The organism is Mycolicibacterium sp. lyk4-40-TYG-92 (assembly GCF_030209435.1).
GTDB lineage: Bacteria > Actinomycetota > Actinomycetes > Mycobacteriales > Mycobacteriaceae > Mycobacterium.
The window spans coordinates 1-17,168 of record NZ_JARVRX010000011.1 but is presented as its reverse complement, the minus strand read 5'-3'; the positions used below and the strand labels follow the sequence as shown (position 1 = coordinate 17,168).

The 17,168-nt window shown below is 66.6% G+C and carries 18 protein-coding genes; 12 read left to right on the top strand and 6 right to left on the bottom strand.

Annotated features, from left to right (window positions below; genetic code table 11):
- Positions 1-131 precede the first annotated feature (131 nt).
- Complete coding sequence (locus QRN63_RS16995; protein ID WP_267316027.1) at positions 132-710, bottom strand: VOC family protein; 579 nt, start codon at positions 708-710, stop codon at positions 132-134.
- Between the two features lie 95 nt (positions 711-805).
- Between QRN63_RS16995 and QRN63_RS16990 the strand changes: the two genes are divergently transcribed.
- From QRN63_RS16990 to QRN63_RS16970, 5 genes are all read left to right on the top strand, one after another.
- Positions 806-1,435, top strand: a complete 630-nt coding sequence (locus tag QRN63_RS16990; RefSeq protein WP_285032139.1) for a TetR/AcrR family transcriptional regulator — start codon at positions 806-808, stop codon at positions 1,433-1,435.
- Positions 1,432-2,571 (top strand): alpha/beta hydrolase, encoded by a 1,140-nt coding sequence (locus tag QRN63_RS16985; protein WP_267316028.1) that lies wholly within the window; start codon positions 1,432-1,434, stop codon positions 2,569-2,571. Before QRN63_RS16990 ends, QRN63_RS16985 begins: the two co-directional genes overlap by 4 nt.
- Complete coding sequence (locus QRN63_RS16980) at positions 2,547-3,530, top strand: 2-hydroxyacid dehydrogenase (protein WP_285031883.1); 984 nt, start codon at positions 2,547-2,549, stop codon at positions 3,528-3,530. The genes QRN63_RS16985 and QRN63_RS16980 overlap by 25 nt, the downstream gene beginning before the upstream one ends.
- A 92-nt stretch (positions 3,531-3,622) precedes the next feature.
- Entirely contained in the window at positions 3,623-5,803 is a 2,181-nt protein-coding gene (locus QRN63_RS16975; RefSeq protein ID WP_285031882.1) for an acyl-CoA dehydrogenase family protein, read from the top strand.
- A gap of 126 nt (positions 5,804-5,929) precedes the next feature.
- Entirely contained in the window at positions 5,930-6,223 is a 294-nt protein-coding gene (locus QRN63_RS16970) for a hypothetical protein (protein ID WP_502888154.1), read from the top strand.
- A 4-nt stretch (positions 6,224-6,227) separates the two neighbouring features.
- On the opposite strand, the gene fadD2 is transcribed toward QRN63_RS16970, so the two are convergent.
- Complete coding sequence (fadD2, locus tag QRN63_RS16965; RefSeq protein ID WP_285031879.1) at positions 6,228-7,940, bottom strand: long-chain-fatty-acid--CoA ligase FadD2; 1,713 nt, start codon at positions 7,938-7,940, stop codon at positions 6,228-6,230.
- A gap of 76 nt (positions 7,941-8,016) precedes the next feature.
- On the opposite strand from fadD2, the gene ligD reads away from it, so the two are divergent.
- Entirely contained in the window at positions 8,017-9,255 is a 1,239-nt protein-coding gene (ligD, locus tag QRN63_RS16960; RefSeq protein WP_285031878.1) for a non-homologous end-joining DNA ligase, read from the top strand.
- 165 nt (positions 9,256-9,420) lie between these two features.
- Positions 9,421-9,879: an STAS domain-containing protein gene (locus tag QRN63_RS16955; RefSeq protein WP_029120852.1), complete on the top strand. Its 459-nt coding sequence runs from the start codon at positions 9,421-9,423 to the stop codon at positions 9,877-9,879.
- Positions 9,880-10,052: 173 nt separating this feature from the next.
- Here the strand turns inward: QRN63_RS16955 and QRN63_RS16950 are convergent, their stop codons facing one another.
- Complete coding sequence (locus tag QRN63_RS16950) at positions 10,053-10,511, bottom strand: PPOX class F420-dependent oxidoreductase (RefSeq protein WP_285031876.1); 459 nt, start codon at positions 10,509-10,511, stop codon at positions 10,053-10,055.
- A gap of 55 nt (positions 10,512-10,566) precedes the next feature.
- On the opposite strand from QRN63_RS16950, the gene QRN63_RS16945 reads away from it, so the two are divergent.
- On the top strand, positions 10,567-10,968 hold the full coding sequence (locus QRN63_RS16945; RefSeq protein ID WP_285031875.1) for a MerR family transcriptional regulator: 402 nt from the start codon (positions 10,567-10,569) through the stop codon (positions 10,966-10,968).
- Positions 10,969-10,989: 21 nt separating this feature from the next.
- Here QRN63_RS16945 and QRN63_RS16940 read toward each other — a convergent pair whose 3' ends face one another.
- Positions 10,990-11,553: a hypothetical protein gene (locus tag QRN63_RS16940; RefSeq protein ID WP_285031873.1), complete on the bottom strand. Its 564-nt coding sequence runs from the start codon at positions 11,551-11,553 to the stop codon at positions 10,990-10,992.
- Between the two features lie 340 nt (positions 11,554-11,893).
- Here QRN63_RS16940 and QRN63_RS16935 point away from each other — a divergent pair, with 340 nt between their 5' ends.
- The gene (locus tag QRN63_RS16935) at positions 11,894-13,069 is read left to right on the top strand and encodes a hypothetical protein (RefSeq protein ID WP_285031871.1); all 1,176 of its coding nucleotides are present in this window, start codon (positions 11,894-11,896) and stop codon (positions 13,067-13,069) included.
- A gap of 91 nt (positions 13,070-13,160) precedes the next feature.
- Here QRN63_RS16935 and QRN63_RS16930 read toward each other — a convergent pair whose 3' ends face one another.
- Positions 13,161-14,006 carry a hypothetical protein gene (locus tag QRN63_RS16930; RefSeq protein ID WP_285031870.1) on the bottom strand — a complete coding sequence of 282 codons (846 nt, stop codon included), beginning with the start codon at positions 14,004-14,006 and terminating at the stop codon, positions 13,161-13,163.
- Between the two features lie 427 nt (positions 14,007-14,433).
- Here QRN63_RS16930 and QRN63_RS16925 point away from each other — a divergent pair, with 427 nt between their 5' ends.
- Together QRN63_RS16925 and QRN63_RS16920 are read left to right on the top strand one after the other, a co-directional pair.
- Complete coding sequence (locus tag QRN63_RS16925) at positions 14,434-15,606, top strand: hypothetical protein (RefSeq protein ID WP_285031868.1); 1,173 nt, start codon at positions 14,434-14,436, stop codon at positions 15,604-15,606.
- A 126-nt stretch (positions 15,607-15,732) separates the two neighbouring features.
- Positions 15,733-16,152, top strand: a complete 420-nt coding sequence (locus tag QRN63_RS16920; RefSeq protein WP_267316039.1) for a nitroreductase family deazaflavin-dependent oxidoreductase — start codon at positions 15,733-15,735, stop codon at positions 16,150-16,152.
- On the opposite strand, the gene QRN63_RS16915 is transcribed toward QRN63_RS16920, so the two are convergent.
- The gene (locus tag QRN63_RS16915; RefSeq protein WP_267316040.1) at positions 16,139-16,720 is read right to left on the bottom strand and encodes a TetR/AcrR family transcriptional regulator; all 582 of its coding nucleotides are present in this window, start codon (positions 16,718-16,720) and stop codon (positions 16,139-16,141) included. The genes QRN63_RS16920 and QRN63_RS16915 overlap by 14 nt on opposite strands.
- Before the next feature lie 306 nt (positions 16,721-17,026).
- Between QRN63_RS16915 and QRN63_RS16910 the strand changes: the two genes are divergently transcribed.
- On the top strand, positions 17,027-17,168 hold a 142-nt coding region (locus tag QRN63_RS16910), incomplete at its 3' end, for an MmpS family transport accessory protein (RefSeq protein ID WP_285032138.1).

Genomic DNA, 17,168 nt, shown 5'->3' with positions numbered 1-17,168 from the left:
CATGGTTGAGATCAAGTCCCGGCGGGGACGGGAACCGTCCTGCACCGAGCGTGGGGGATCTCGAGACGACACGCCGAGGGCGACCACGACAGCCCCCCACGCTCAACGGATGGCGCCGGGCCGCGCAGGGGTCAGACGCGAGCCACCGCAGGCCGCCGGTCCGCCGCCGTCCTCGGCTCCGTCACAGTATCGGCCTCGGTGAATTCCTTGGTCCAGCAGGCGAACTCCAACGTGATCCCGTCGGGGTCCTGGAAGTAGAACGACCGCACATAGACGCCGGGATGCACGGTCGGCGACGCCTGCATGGGGCTCTCGTCGTGGTTGAGCACCGGCCCGACCCGCACCCCCTTTTCCTTGAGCCGCTTGCGGTACTCGTCGAACTTCTCCGCGGGAACATGAAAGGCCAAGTGGTTCAACGAACCAACGGCACTCATGAACTCCCCGATGCCGGGCAGCGCCGCCGGCTGCGAGATACCGGGCGCGCCGTCGGGAGCCTGGGCGAACCAGAAGAACGCGACGCAGTCACCGTTGCCCGCGTCGAAGAAGAAGTGCTGCCCCATGCCGCCCGGTAGATCCAGCGACTTCACCAGCGGCATGCCCAGCACGCCCGAGTAGAAGTCGACGGTCCGCGCCATGTCCGCACAGACCAGGGCGACGTGGTTGATGCCGCCCAGCTCGAATTCGGCGTTGCGGTTGTCGGGCTTGATCATCGTGCCACTCCTGACGACAGGGTCTGGTCAATCACCTAATCTGAATCTAACATCAGGTTCAGGTTTGATCAATGACACCTCGAAAGGACGCCACCGTGACCGTCGCGCCCCGCGAGCAGTTCCCGACGGTGCGGGGCCGCCAGACGCAGGCGGCGATCGACAGCGCCGCCCGCACCGTCATTGCCCGCAAAGGCATTCTGGCGACCACCATTTCGGACATCGCCGCCGAAGCCGGCCGGTCCACCGCGTCGTTCTACAACTACTACGACTCCAAAGAGGCGATGGTCCATGAATGGGCACAACGCTTCCGCGACGAAGCCCGCGACCGGGCCCTGCCCGCCACCGGCCCCGAGCTGACCAACTGGGAACGCTCCCACCAGGCCGCCGCCGCCCATTGGCAGACCTACCGCCACCGTCTTGCCGAGGTCATCGCCATCTCCCAATTGGCCATGATCAACGGCGATTTCGCGCAGTACTGGGCCGAAATCTGCGAGCTGCCCATATCGCTGATCGTATCCATGGTCAAACACGCTCAGCAGCAAGGCTTCTGCCCGGACGACAATCCACGACTCGTTGCCGTGGCTCTGGTGTCGATGCTGAACCAGTTCTGCTATACCCAATTGTCAGGCGACGGCGCCACCACCGCAGACGACGAAGCCTGCATCACCACCCTGGCCAACATCTTCTACCGGACCATCTACCACGAGGGGAATCCGCGTACATGAACAGATCCGGAACTTCGTCTGCCGCGGGAGTCACCCGGGAGTTCATCGGGATGGACTCGCCGACCGCGCTGCGCGCCGGGTCCGGTGGCCATCCCTGCCAGGGCATCTACTACCGGGGCATGGGCCGCAAGCCCAAGGTGGCGATGATCGCCACGCACTACCAGATCGACTTCGCCGAGCATTATCTCGCCGACTACATGGCAACCCGCGGTATCGGGTTCCTCGGCTGGAACACCCGATTCCGCGGCTACGAATCCAGCTTCCTGCTCGATCACGCGCTCGTGGACATCGGCGTCGGGGTGCGCTGGCTGCGCGAGGTCGCCGGTGTGGAAACCGTTATTCTGCTGGGCAATTCAGGTGGCGGCTCGCTCATGGCCGCCTACCAGGCTCAGGCGCTCTCACCGCACATCACCCCGCTGGAGGGCATGCGTCCCGCCGCGGGCGTCTACGACCTGCCGCCGGCGGACGGCTACGTCTCCAGCGCCGCCCACCCGGGCCGGCCGGACGTGCTCACTAATTGGATGGACGGCTCGGTGACCGACGAAACCGATGCCCTGGCAACCGATCCCGATCTCGACCCGTTCGACGAGCGCAACGGCCCGCCCTTCGCGCCGGAATTCGTCCAGCGGTACCGCGACGCGCAGGTCGCCCGCAATCACGCGATCACCGACTGGGTGGAAGCCGAGTACGCGCGCGTCCGCGCCGCGGGGTTCCGGGACCGTCCGTTCACCGTCATGCGGACCTGGGCCGACCTTCGCATGATCGACCCCACCCTCGAGCCCACGAAACGCCCCGCCAATCAGTGCTATGCGGGCACCCCGGTCCAGGCCAACCGCTCGGCCAACGGCATCGCCGCGGCCTGCACGCTGCGCAGCTGGCTGACGATGTGGAGCCTGCGCCATGCCCAGACCCGCGCCGAGCCGCATCTGGCCCTCATCGACAACCCGGCGCTGGTGATCAATGCCGAGCAGGATTCGGGCGTCTATCCCTCTGACGCGCAACGCATCTTCGACGCGCTGGCCACCACGGACAAGACGCTGCACGCCATCGACTCCGACCACTACTTCACAACCCCGGGCGCGCGCAGCGAGCAGGCCGATCTGATCGCCAAGTGGATCGCCAAGCGGTGGCGGTGAACCGGCCCGTACGGGTGCTGGCGCATTTCACGCCCGGCCCGCGGGTCACCGAATTCCTTGCCCCACTGCAGAATCTGGTCGATGTGCGGTTCTGCGCGGCCGACGACGACGCGACGTTCTACCGGGAGCTGCCGGACGCCGACGTGCTGTGGCACGTCCTGCGGCCGGTCAGCGCCGAGGATCTGGAATTGGGCCGGCGCCTCAAGCTGGTCCACAAGATGGGCGCGGGCGTCAACACCATCGCCGTCGACGCGGCGACGCGCCTGCGCATCGCGGTGGCCAACATGCCCGGCGCCAATGCCCCGTCGGTCGCCGAGGGCGCGGTGATGCTGATGCTGGCCGCGCTGCGACGGCTGCCCGAACTCGACCGCGCCACCCGCGCCGGCGCCGGCTGGCCCACCGACCCGACGCTCGGTGAGACGGTCCGGGACCTCGGCAGCTGCACCGTCGGGCTGATCGGGTACGGCAACATCGCCAAGCGGGTCGAGACCATCGTCACCGCCATGGGCGCGACCGTCGTGCACACCAATACCCGTGGCGCACAGGGCCACCCCGGCTGGCGGACACTTCCCGACCTGCTCTCCGCCAGCGACGTCATCTCGCTGCACCTGCCACTCACCGAACACACCGAGGGACTGCTCGACGCCGCCGCACTGGGCCTCATGAAACCCGGTGCGGTGCTGGTCAACACCTCACGTGGCGCCGTCATCGACGAACCCGCGCTGGTGGCCGCCTTGCAGAACGGGCCACTGCAGGCTGCCGGCCTGGACGTCTTCGCCACCGAGCCCGTCGATCCCGGCAATCCGCTACTGGCGCTGGACAACGTCGTCGTCAGCCCGCATACCACCTGGTACACCGCCGACACCATGCGCCGCTACTTGACCGAAGCGGTGGGCAACTGCGAGCGACTTGCCGCTGGGCAGCAGTTGGCCAACGTAGTCAACGAGGTGCACTTCTAGACACCCGTCCAGTGGGTTACTCTCGGAACCAACCGACCAGTTATTTGGTCGGGTGCGCCACATACGCCCACAGCAGGTCACAGGAGGCAACGATGCCCATCGCGATCATGTCCGAGCACAACGATCTGGCCGATTCGGTCCGATCCCTGGTGGCGCGGGTCGCGCCGTCCGAGGTCCTGCACGAGGCCCTCGAGACGCCGATCAGTAACCCGCCGCCGTACTGGAGTGCCGCTGCCGACCAGGGCCTGCAAGGCCTGCACCTCTCGGAAGCCGTTGGCGGACAAGGCTTCGGCATCCTCGAGCTCGCGATCACGCTGGCCGAATTCGGCTACGGCGCCGTCCCCGGGCCGTTCGTGCCGTCGGCTATCGCCAGCGCCCTCATCGCCGCGCACGACCCCAAGTCGGCCCTGCTGCCCGGCCTGGCCTCCGGCGAGACCATCGCCGCGTACGCCCTGGCCTCCGGTCTGACCGCGGAAACCCAGGGCGACGGACTGGTCGTCAGCGGTGAGATTCGTGCCGTCCCCGCCGCGGCACAAGCCGCCCTTCTGGTGGTGCCGGTCGGCAGCCGATGGGTCGTCCTCGATACCGCGGCACTGCAGATCGACCCGGTGCAGAGCGTCGACCCGTTGCACCCCGTCGCGCAGGTGCGCGCCGATGCCGTCCCGGTCGCCGCTGACCGCGTACTCACCGGCCTGAGCCAGTCGCATGCACGGGCCTTGATCACGACACTGCTGTCGGCAGAATGCGTCGGCGTCGCGCGGTGGGCCACCGACACCGCTGCCGCGTACGCCAAGATCCGTGAGCAGTTCGGCCGGCCCATCGGCCAGTTCCAGGCCATCAAGCACAAGTGCGCCAACATGATTGCCGAGACCGAGCGCGCCACGGGCGCCGTCTGGGACGCCGCCCGCGCGCTCGACGAGCACGCCGCCGGCGACGCCGACTCCGACTACCAGTTCGCCGCCGCCGTGGCCGCCACGCTGGCGCCCGTCGCCGCCCAGCACTGTGCCCAGGACTGCATCCAGGTGCACGGCGGCATCGGCTTCACCTGGGAACACGACACCAACGTGTACTACCGGCACGCCATCGCACTGGTCGCCGGGTTCGGCCGCGCCGCCGAATACCCGCGGCAGGTGGTGGACCTGGCGACCACCTCCGGCATGCGGTCCATCGACATCGACCTCGACCCGGATACCGAGAAGCTGCGCGATGAGATTCGCGCGGAAGTGGCTGCGATGAAGGCGCTTCCGAGCGGACCGGAGCGCAATGCCGCGATCGCCGAGGGCGGCTGGGTGCAGCCGCACCTGCCGACGCCGTGGGGCCGGGCGGCGACGCCGATCGAGCAGATCATCATCGCCCAGGAGTTCAGCACCGGGAAGGTGCGCCGGCCGCAGATGGGCATCGCGGCGTGGATCATCCCGTCGATCGTCGCCTTCGGTACCGACAAGCAGCAGCAGGACTTCCTGCCACCGACGTTCCGCGGCGACATGATCTGGTGCCAGCTGTTCTCCGAGCCGGGCGCCGGCAGCGACCTCGCCAGCCTGACCACCAAGGCCGTCAAGGTCGACGGCGGCTGGCGCATCACCGGCCAGAAGATCTGGACCACGGGCGCCCAGTTCTCGGCGTGGGGTGCGCTCCTGGCCCGCACGGAGCCGAACGCGCCAAAGCATCAGGGCATCACGTACTTCCTGCTCGACATGAAGAGCCCCGGCGTCGAGGTCAAGCCCCTGCGGGAGCTCACCGGCAACGCGATGTTCAACACCGTCTTCATCGACGACGTCTTCGTGCCCGACGACATGGTGCTCGGTGAGGTGAACCGCGGCTGGGAGGTCAGCCGCAACACCCTGACCAACGAGCGGGTATCGATCGGCAGCAGCGAGCCGCCGTTCCTGGCCAGCCTGGAACAGTTCGTGGAGTTCCTGCGGGACGGCGAATTCGACGAACTCCAGCGCCACGAAGCCGGCAAGCTGATCGCCGAGGGTCATGCCGCCAAGCTGCTCAACATGCGCTCGACGCTCCTGACCCTCGCCGGCGGCGATCCGATGCCGGCCGCCGCCATCTCGAAGCTGTTGTCCATGAAGACCGGTCAGGGCTACGCGGAATTCGGGGTCGCGTCGTTCGGCAGCGACGCGGTTGTCGGTGACCCGCAACAGCCCTCGGGCCGGTGGGACGAGTACCTGTTGGCCGGCCGCGCGACGACCATCTACGGCGGTACCTCCGAGGTGCAGCTCAACATCATCGCCGAGCGACTGCTGGGCCTGCCCCGCGACCCGTAACCAACACCTGCCGACCGTCGGAAAACCCCCATTTCAGTGCAGAAATGGGGGTTTTCCCTACTGCCGGCGGCCATCTGTCGGGGTGTACCGTTGACGTAGACGGAAACATTTTTGGTGGTGATGACCATGACCACAGGAGAGCTGACTCCACGCGCGTCGCGCGTGCTGCGACTGGTGTTCATCGGGGCAGTCGCGATCGCATTCGCGGTCGGGCCCACGGCGCTGCGCAGCCCGACCGTCACGCTGCAGGCGACCGGCGAACCGTGCGTCAACGGTGTCGTCCCGTGGAACCCCTACGTCGTGAACTGCAACCTGCCGGCGCGCACCACCCCGAAGGTGCGGGGCGCGGCTCCCGACGCGGGCGCCATCATCGCGTGCCACGACAAGCCCGGCTGCCTGTCGTGGTACGTCAACAACTAGGCGACTAGAGGTCCATGTCGCGCAGCGCGCGCTTGAGGATCTTGCCCGTGGGGTTACGCGGCAATTCGTCGAGGAAGACGACCTCGCGCGGAACCTTGTATCGCGCCAAGTGATCTCGGACGTAGGCCTTGATGTCGTCCTCGCTGACCGTCGCCCCCTCGGCCTTGACGACGAAGGCCCGTAGCCGCGCGCCGAAGTCCTTGTCGTCGACACCGATCGCGGTCGCCTCCACCACCTCGGGGTGCCCGCTGATCAGATCCTCGACCTCGGCGGGGAAGACGTTCTCGCCACCGGAGACGATCATCTCGTCGTCCCGGCCACTGACATACAAGAGTCCACGCTCGTCGAAGTAGCCGACGTCGCCCGATGACAGCATCCCGTCGATGATCTCCTTGCCACCGCCGCCGGTGTATCCCTCGAACGGGAAGGTGGTGCCGACGAAGATGCGCCCGACGCTGCCCTGCGGCACTTCCTTGCCGTTGTCATCGAAGATCTTCACGCGGACCCCCTTGACGACCGGGCCGACCGTCGCCGGGTTGATCGACAGGTCCTGCGGACGCGCGATGGTGGCGAACGAGATCTCGGTCGACCCGTACAGGTTGTAGATCACCGGGCCCAGGTCCTTGAGCGCCCGCGTCGCCAGCTCGGATCCCAACTGCGAACCCGACACGAAGACGATGCGCAGGCTCGACAGGTTCGGCTTCGGAGACGTCTTGTCGAGTTCGTCGAGGATGCGCGACAACATCACCGGCACCACGACCATGGCGGTGACCCGGTGCTGCTCGATGTCGGCGAGCACGGTGGCCGGCCTGAACCGGCGCCGCAACACCAACGTGCTGCCCAGCAGCATGGCGATGGTCGAATGCAGGTATCCCAGCGCGTGGAACATCGGCGCGGGCAGGCTGGTCACCTCGCCGGATTTGAACGGCACCGACGACAGCACGCCACCCACCGGGGCCAGCGACGGTGGGGCACTTCGGTTGGCGCCCTTGGGAGTTCCCGTGGTGCCGCTGGTCAGAATGATGATGGACGCCGGCTTGGCGACCTTCGGCGGCGCCAGGCTACTGGTCCGGGCGATGACGTCGGCCAGCGATTCGTCGATACTGCCCGACGGTTCCGGCTTGTCCGGGTTGTGCCCCAGCGCCCGCAGCTTGCCCAGGGGCGGCTCGGACAGCGCGACGGCGTCGGCGTATTCGTCGTCGTAGATGATGAGTTGCGCGCCCTCACGCTCGGAGACCTCTTTGATCTGCGGGCCCGAGAATTCGGTGTTCATCAGGATGATGCGCGCGCCGACCCGCGCCGCGCCGTACACCGAGATCAGGAACCACCGGTGGTTGCGGGCCAGGATCGCCACGCCCTCACCGGCCTGAACGCCCTTGGCGCGCAACGCGTTGGCCGTCGCGTTCACGGCGTCGTCGAACTCCTGGAAGGTGATGTCGCCGTCGTCATCGATGACGGCCGTGCGGTGCGGGGTACGACGCGCGTTGAGCGCCGGGACCATACCGATCTCACCCCAGCGGACGATGTCGGCCAGCATCGCGGCGATGTGCTGTGGCGATTCGAGTTTGAGCGCACCCGCTTCGAACATCTTCCTGGCGTAGTGCAGTTCGGCGGCGCCGCGGTCAGCCAAATTGGTGACCGATTTGCCGCCCAATTTTTCCAAAGTTTCCTGAACCTTGTTTGCCACCTGCGACGGGAGGTCAGTCAGCTTCGCCATGAGCCAACCATAGGTGACACCGCGGGTAACGCGGCCGGAACTCCGCTCCAATTATCGGGCCAATTACGCTGTACACATGGGTGACTCGCGGTCCCTCGAGGTGGGTGGGCGCGAGGTCGTCGTGAGCAATCCGGACAAGGTGATCTTTCCCGAACCCGGGGTCACCAAGCTCGACCTCGTCAACTATTACCTCTCCGTCGCCGACGGCGCGCTGCGCGGCGTGGCACGGCGGCCCATGATCCTCAAGCGGTTCGTGAAAGGCATTGCCCAGGAAGCGATCTTTCAGAAGCGGGCACCGGAGAAGCGACCCGACTGGATCGACGTCGCCGAGCTGAAATACGCCTCCGGTACCTCCGCGAAGGAGGCCGTGATCGACGAGGCCGCCGGGCTGGTGTGGGCGGTGAGCCTGGGCTGCATCGACTTCAATCCACATCCGGTCCGGGCCGACGACCTGGAACACCCCGACGAACTGCGCGTGGACCTCGACCCGATGCCGGGCGTCGAGTGGTCGCAGATCGTCGACGTCGCCATCGTCGTACGCGACGTGCTCACCGACTACGGGCTGACGGCCTGGCCCAAGACGTCCGGCTCGCGGGGTTTCCACATCTACGCCCGGATCGAGCGGAACTGGCCGTACAAGCAGGTGCGGCTGGCCGCCAAGACCGTGGCCCGCGAGGTGGAGCGGCGCGCGCCGGAGCTGGCGACCAGCCGCTGGTGGAAAGAGGAACGCCAGGGCGTGTTCGTCGACTTCAACCAGAACGCCAAGGACCGGACGGTGGCCTCGGCGTACTCGGTGCGGTCGCGGCCCGACGCCCGGGTGTCGACACCGCTGTTCTGGGACGAGGTCCCGACCTGCCGTCCCGAGGAATTCACCGTCGCGACAGTGCCTGCCAGGTACGCGCAATTCGGCGATCCGTGGGCCGGCATGGACGACGCCGCAGGCGGCCTGGAGGGGTTGCTGGCACTGGCCGAAAAGCTGGGGCCGATGCCCAAAACGGAGAAACCCGAGGGCAATGCGTCGGCCGACGGCAGGCGCGCGTCGCAGATGCCGCTCATCGAAGTTGCCCGCACCAAGACGCGCGACGAGGCCATGGCCGCGCTCGACGAGTGGCGATCGAAACATCCGGAGGCGGCATCTGCCCTGGAAGCCATAGATGTTCTGGTCGACGGCATGCGCGGGCCCAGCTCGATCTGGTACCGCATCCGGATCAATTTGCAGCACGTGCCGGAAGACCTGCGGCCACCGCAGGAGCCGCTCATCGCCGACTATTCGCCGTGGGTGGGCTACCAGGGCCACCAGTGGCGCCGTCCGTGACCGTTACCCCGCTGAGACCATGTTTGCTAGCTGGAGCTATCACACTTCTTAGCGATGATTTAGGACTTACTCCCCGGTACCTTAACTTGGCCACATAGCTTCGATCTTGAGCCGAAGAAACGACACAGCAGTCGGGCGTTCGGGGATATCGAAGGGAGGCATCACATGGCTATGGTCACCAGCGACTCGGCATCGACAGCCGCTTTCCGCTATGGCAATCCGGCGGTCGCCTGCGGCGACGCGGAGGTGCGCGCCCAGTGCCGCCAGCTGGCGACGGTACTCACCGTCACCGGAGTCATCGACGAAACCGATGTGGACCTGGTTGCAGCGCAGGCACGGCGCTGCGTCCTTCCCGAGAAGCCGTTCATCCTGGACCTGAGCGGGGTCACCTCGTTCGCAGTGTCCTGCGTCGAACTGCTCGACAAGGTCAACGACAGCTGCATCGCAGCAGGTAATGAGTGGTCCCTCATCGCATCCCAGCCGGTTTCGACCGCACTGCTGGCCTGCGGCGCAGAGTCCGCCTTCCCGACCGCAACCTCCGTCTCCGAAGCGCTGCACCACTTCTCGGACAGCATGTACGAGCGTCGCCGGTTGCTGCCGTTCCTCACCAAGAAGTCCGCGTAAGACAGGAACTGAACATGTTGATCGATCTCCGCTGGCTGAGTGCCCTGCTCCACCACCGTCGTAAGACGCATCTCGCGACGCCGGCTTTCTGACCCACCTTCGACCTCCAACACGGTGCCGACACCCATCTGGTGTCGGCACCGTGCTTTTGTCTGAGGACCTCGCGGTGGCGCTCAGCTGACGTCGACGCGCACGATCACGCTGTCGTCCCAGACATTCCGGTTCCGCGCCCGCCGCCATTTCTCTCGCAGCGGCAGACCCGCATGCACCTGTGTCACGCCCGGAATCGGGATCAGCGGCACCAGATTCCACTGCCAGCCGTAGCGGCGGTGCAACACCCGATTCGCGTCAGCCGCGTCCGGCTCGTTCAGGATCGTCGCCGTACCGGCGAATACGGTTGCGCCGCTCAGTTTTTGGCCGCGGTAGTCGCACGCCGTCAGTTCGACGCGCGGATGTGCCCGTAGGCGTGCGGTTTTCGGTCCACGCTTGGTGCGGAACACAATCGAGTTCCCTTCGACCGCGAACCACATCGGGGTGTCGACCGGCTGGCCGTCCTTCTTGTAACTCCGGAGCAGCGCGTAGCGAGTGCTGTTCAGTTCATCGATGCCCGAATGCTGTGTGTGGGTAGCCATGCGGACAGTCAACGACTTAGAGTTGGCTTCAAGTCAAGGCCGAACCAGGAGTGTCATGGCCACGTTCACCATCGGCGAAGTGTCGGCGCGCACCGACGTCGCCGCGACCACGCTGCGCTACTACGAGCAGATCGGCCTCATCCCGGTGCCCGCGCGAGTCGGCGGTCAGCGTCGCTATGACGACACCGTCATCGATCGCCTCAACGTCATCCGGGTGTGCAAGACCGCCGGCTTCTCGCTCGACGAGATCCAGCTGCTGTTCGCCGACGACGCTCCCGGCCGCGCGGCAAGTCGCGCGCTGGCCGAGACCAAGCTCGCCGAGATCGACACCAAGATCACCGAACTGCACCTCGCCCGCGCGATCGTCGAGTGGGGCATGCAGTGCGCCTGCCCGTCGATAAGCGCGTGCAGCTGCGGCATCCATCCGCCCAAGCCCGGGGACAGCCAGACGGCCTGACCGCCGGCCTTTGGCCTCCGGTCAGTGCCCGCTCGGACGGGCACCGCCGACTTCCGCCGGCAGGGGCGGCGGAAGTGGCGTTGTCGGTACGGGCGCGGGAGCTCCGGTGACCGGTGTGGGCGGTGTACCCACCGGCGCGGGGGCCGGCGCAGGCGCGGCGGCGGTTCCGGACAGCGGCCCGCCGCTGCGGAAGAAGGTCATGGGCTCGGAGCGGACGGGCTGCGAACCCGCGCTGATATCAAGCGATTTCGCGCTGACCGTATAGGTGATGCCGTCGCTCGTCGCGGTGTACCCGCCCCGCCCGTCGGCGGAGGCCGCAATGATGAGCTTCGCACCGTCGCTGATCCGGACGCCGCGATACTGATATGCACCGCCTGCGCTCTTGCAGATGGCGACGCGTGACGAGGCGGTGCTACCGAAGGCCACCGCGGTATCGCCGGTCGGACAGCGCGCCGTCGAATCGACGAACCCCTGTGTGTCCGTCGCGGGATCGGCCGACGCCGGCAGGCTCCCGGCCAGAACAAGCGCAGCCGCCGTCAAGCTCGCAGCCGCGAGCGCTGAAGCACGGAAGGCGAAGACTGACATTGCAATCACCAGATCACACCACGACTGGTTCGGCGAGCACCCACACCGCGACACTGGCAAATTGTTAGAGGTTCCACACCCGACGCCACCGGCCGCACAGTGCCGCGCAAGCGTCGCCGATCGTCGACGGGTCGGTGAATTCTTGGAAAACTTCAGCTTGATTTATTTACCTTACCAAGCAAATTATGCACATATCAGCAGGTCAGACTGTTAACACGAGATTTTGCTCAGCTAGAGGGGTGTGCCGGTATCGGCTACCTTCAGACCGCCTAAGTCCGATCTGTATCACGAACCCCGGGGACCATCAATGCAAACTGTCGCTCGCCCAAGAGTTTTGCCAGTGCTCAAGTCGTCGCTCGTAGCCGGGATGTCCGCGGTGGTCGTCGCGACTGCGTCCGGCGCCGTCACTCCTCAGGTGACACACATCAACGTGCCGGCGGTCTATGCAGCGCCGGCACAGGTGTCGACCTACGCCGAGAAGTACTACCTGACGGCCAGCCCGCTCGATCTGCTGGGCCTGCCGTTCCAGGAGTTCTACGCGCTGTACACGCAGGCCGCCACGGTGATCGGCTCGTACATCACCCAAGCCAACACCGCGATCACGTCGGCGCTCGCACCCGCGATCGCGCTGTGGACCCAGGCCGCCCAGTGGCCCACGACCCTCATCAACACGGCGAACAAGGCCATCACCTCGGCGCTCGCGCCGGCCATCGCGCTGTGGAAGACCGCCGCGACGGCGCCCGCCACGCTGATCAACGGCCTCAACAAGGTGATCTCGGGGTTCTGGAAGGGCACCGCCCTCACCACCGCCATCCAGGCGGCGATCAAGGTCGTCCAGACGGCGATCCAGCAACTCATCGCGACGCCTGCGGCCATCTTCAATTCACTCGCCGCGGTCGCGCCCGTCGCAGCCGTCAGCAAGGTCGCCGCGGCGACCCCGCTGGCTTCCACGTCGGCCACCACGGCTACCCAGACCCAGACCTTGTCGCTGACCGCCAAGCCGGCTGCTGCCACAGAGACGGGCACCACGGGTAAGACGTCGCCGGACGCCGGCACGACGGACAAGACTCCCGCCGCGGCCACCGACAAGAAGACCGACAGCACCGACGGCACCAAGTCCGACACCAAGGGCACCGACGCCGACAAGACCGGCACCGACAAGTCGACCAGCACCGACAAGACGGACGACAAGACCGGCACCAAGGCTGACGACACGACCGGTACGAAGTCCGACGACAAGACCGGTACGAAGTCCGATGACAAGACCGGCAGCAAGGGCGACGACAAGTCGGGCACCGACAAGTCGACAGACGACACGAGCAAGACGTCGGGCAAGTCCAAGAAGGCCGACAAGTCGAAGAGCGGCAAGCACAGCGCTCCCGAGGGTGCCAGCGGCTCGGTCTCCGTGCCCGCAGGCTCGACCGGCGGCAAGCACCGTGCCCCCGAGGGCGGCGGCGCGTCCCACGCGTCGAGCAGCAGCAGCAGCAGCGGCGGCAGCAGCAGCCACGACAGCTGACAAGTAGCGCAACAACATTGAGGGCTGTGGCTTCGAAAAGCCACAGCCCTCAATGCATTCCCGCTGACCTTTCCGTCGGCGGGGCCAGACCTCAGTAGCCGGGGATCGCCGGGACGAGCGGAGAGGAAGCCAGCTGCAACGGCGCCTGCGCCGTGGTCGCCGGCAGACCGGGTGCGGGCACCGTCAACCCCGGCGTGGCGCTCAGACCCGGCGCTGGGGCCAGCGGTGCGGTCGCCGCACCGAGGGCACCGGGAACCGGAGCCGTCACGGCCCCCAACGTGCCCGGCAGCGGTGACGTGACCGCGCCCAGCGTGCCCGGCAACGGTGCCGTCGCGGCCCCCAACGTGCCCGGGACCGCGCCCACGACGCTCGACACGGGGGTGGTGGCAGCGCCCAATGTGCCTGGAACCGCCCCGGTGACACCCGACAGGTTCGGCACCCCGACGGACGGTATGGAAGGCAGCCCCGGCGTCACGGGCAGCCCGCCGTTCATCAGCGCCGGGATGTTTCCGTTCGCGAGTGCCGTCATGAAGGCGGGGCACTGCGTCTGGATCGCGACCTGGGTCGCGAATCCGGCCAGCGGCGGGGCGATGCCGCCGTTGCCGCTCATCTGGGTTGCCGTGCTGGCCATTTGACTGCCCGGCTGCACCAGCAGCGGGCAGATCGAGGTACCCACCTCGGCGATCGCGCTGCTGACGGGCCCGTTGTTGCCGATACCGACATCGTTGAGCGCGTCATGGACGACGTCGGCCTGCGCGCGCGGTCCCCACATGAGCGCGGCGGCCACGATGGCCCCGGCGACCACGACAGGCCGGAGCACGGCGGCAGATGTCGCGATGACATCCACCGATCCGACCTGTGTCCTTCCGGTCTTCGGCCGGCCCGGACGGGCAGCCACCGGCCGTCTGCGGTACGTCACTTCAGTAGTTGCGGTCATCAGCACGCTCCCTGTCCCTGAGTGCTCGGCGCCACACTGGGCACTGATTTCACTTGGGTAACGGTGGGCTACAAAAGTCACAAAAACAACACGGACCGATAACCGTTCGAACCCTATGCGAGTCGCTACCTTGATCTCTGAGACCGGACTGAAATTCTGTCCCGTTTTCTTACGAGAGCTTCAACTCAATAACATCAGTAGTCACATTTGCCTCATTAACACCTTCTGACACAAATTGGAAGAGGCGTCAATACCCGGCCTGATGTCGCCCACCCCAGCGCCCGCGACGGTCGGGTCGCCCCACTGTCGACCGCCGGTCAATCCCCGCATCAATTGACGCTGGAGTAGGCGTTATTTTGTTCATAGGTAATGGTCAGACGCGTGTGACATACTGCACTTTGGCCAGAAAAGGGGAGGTGATCTCCGCGTGATGCCCCACGCGCGGCTGCTCGCCGCCTCCAGCCTCATCACAGCAGGCTTGCTGGCGTTGGGCCCCGAAGCCGTCGTGGCGTTGGCCGACACCGACGGCGGCAGTTCCAGCACGGGGACCTCGGGCGGCTCGACCACCGGCAGCTCCGGTACCACGGGCACCACAACGGGTAGCTCCACCGGCGGTACGACCACCGGTTCCGACACGTCCACGACGACGGGCGGCAGCAGCACCACCGGCTCCACGACGACCACCGGATCGTCGACGACCACCGGCTCCTCCACCGGAAGCAGCTCGGCACCGAACCTGCAAACCACATTGGGCGGCATGGTCGGCCAGTTCACCCGCATCATCCAGCACCCGACGAGCATCATCGGCGGCGCACCACTGACAGGCCTCGTTCCGGGTGTGAAACCCAACCAGGGCGTTCCTCAGCTCATCCCCGGCGCCGCACCGACATTCAGCGGTTCGGCACCCGCGCCCGTCAAGACATCAGCGCCGCAGCCGTCGGCTGCAGTGACGCCGGACTCGACGGTGACCACCCAGGACACCACTGCCACAGCCACGCCGAAACCCCCGCTGGCGCAGCTCCCGCTGGCCGCGGCCCAGGTTCCGCTCACGGCACTCGACCTCGTCAAGACCACCATCCCGACGGTCGTCGAAGCCGTCCCGCTTCCGGGGCTCGCCGCACTGCCCGTGTTCGCCGACGCCCTGATCACCCCCATCGAGACCACCGTCCGGGAGTTGGCGACCGCCGCTTCAAACCTGCCCTTCCTGCAATACACGCCGGGTATGCCCGCCATCCAGTTGCCGCCGGACAACCGGGCATTCCAGCTGAACCCCGCCCAGATGCCGAAAACCTTTGGCGCAAGCACTGATTCGATTCCGCGCGACATCTCGCCGGGCGCTCCGGGCACCTCAGACGAGCCGGTCCCGCCGGTCAAGCCCCGGGACGTCTTCGCCGCCGAGACCCACCTCGTCGCAGCGAAGGACTTCCGGCCGGGTTATCCGGACTACCTGCGGGCCGCCGGCCTCAGCGAAGTTGCGGCGGTCGCCGTCCCGGGATTCGCCGGCATCATCACCCTCACCGCCGCCGGTGGGTTGATCGGATTCCGGCAGGCACGCGCCACGTCATCGGCACCCGCGCGCGCCCGACGATTCGTCAACTAGGCCTCTCGGGTTGGTTACCCCGCGATAGCCACGGATTTCGGCCGACGGCTCCCCGGATGCCCGACGACCGGGAAGAATTGGACTCGACCGGAATAACCCGGCTTCCTCAATCCGTTGGGAATCGACGTGACCGAACATGAACTGAGCCCCACCGACTGGGTGCGCAAGCAGACCGAACAGATTCTGGCGCAGGGCACGACCGATGGCGTGCAGATCCTCGATCGGCCGGTGGTGCTGTTCACCACCACCGGAGCCAAGTCCGGCAAGAAGCGTCTCGTGCCGCTGATGCGGGTCGAGCACAACGGCCGTTACGCCCTGGTGGCATCCAAGGGCGGCGCCCCCGAGCACCCGTCGTGGTACCACAACGTCAAGGCCAACCCGCAGATCACGGCGCAGGACGGCGACAAGGTCATGGAGCTGACTACGCGTGAGCTCGAGGGTGCGGAACGGCAGGAGTGGTGGGACCGCGCCGTCGAGGCATACCCGCCCTACGCCGAATACCAGACCAAGACCGACCGACTGATCCCGGTCTTCATCGCCGAATAGCGTCCCGCTCCTCCACTGCAAGCAGCCGCCGTGCGGACCGCAGCAAGACGCGGTGGAGTTCGTCGTCGGGGATGTCCTGCAAGTCGGGATCCATCGCGCTGCCGTAGACGCCCGAGATGACCAGTGACATGGTCACTCGGGTCTCTATGTCCACGCCGTCCATTCCGAGCACCCGACGGAGGCGCTGTTTGATGGCGCTGCATTCCTCGTGCGAGTTCACCAGGGTGTCGATGGCCGGGTCGCGATAGAAGACGGCCGTGACGCGCCGGTGCCGCACCGCGAGTTCGACGAACCCGGCGATCGCGGCTTCCTGGCGGGCGCGCCCACTCTCCTCGGCCTCGATCGCGGTGGCCAGCTGATCGAGATCGGCGAACACCGGCCGGATCACGGCCAGGACGATGTCGTCCTTCGAATGGAACTGGTAGTACACGGAAGCCTTGCTGACCCCGAGATGATCGGCAATCATCTGCAGCGATGTGCCGTTCACGCCGTGGTCCGCAAACAACGCCAGGGCGGCTTCGGTCACCCGCGCACGCGCCGATCCGCGTGGCCCCACCGATTTGGCCAATCCTCGCTCCTCGTTCATCGGCGACCCGCAGCGGTCGTCGTGTAGCCGCGGTCACCGCTGTCCCAGCGACGTCACGTGCGTCACAGGCGATGCCCCGATGTGGGCACCGACCTGCATCAATCGATTCGCTTAACTTGTCTAAGTTTACCTTGGTGGATACTCTGAGTCTGCCGATCGGCAGATTGAAATGTGACACAGCGGGACGCGCCGCACAAACGGTACGCAGCGTCCCAGCTCACACGGTTCGCCGAGGCATGTCGAGCAATCGAAGGACGGGGAGGTCAGCATGACCAAGGAGATCGCCGCATGATCGGCAACGCGCTCAAGAAGGCGTGGATCCCGTTGCTCATCCTCGCCGTGGCCGTCGTCGCCGGCTTCACCGTGCAGCGCGTGCGCGGCTACTTCGGGCAGAACCCCGTCATCGTCACCCCCCGCAACTTCGCCGACG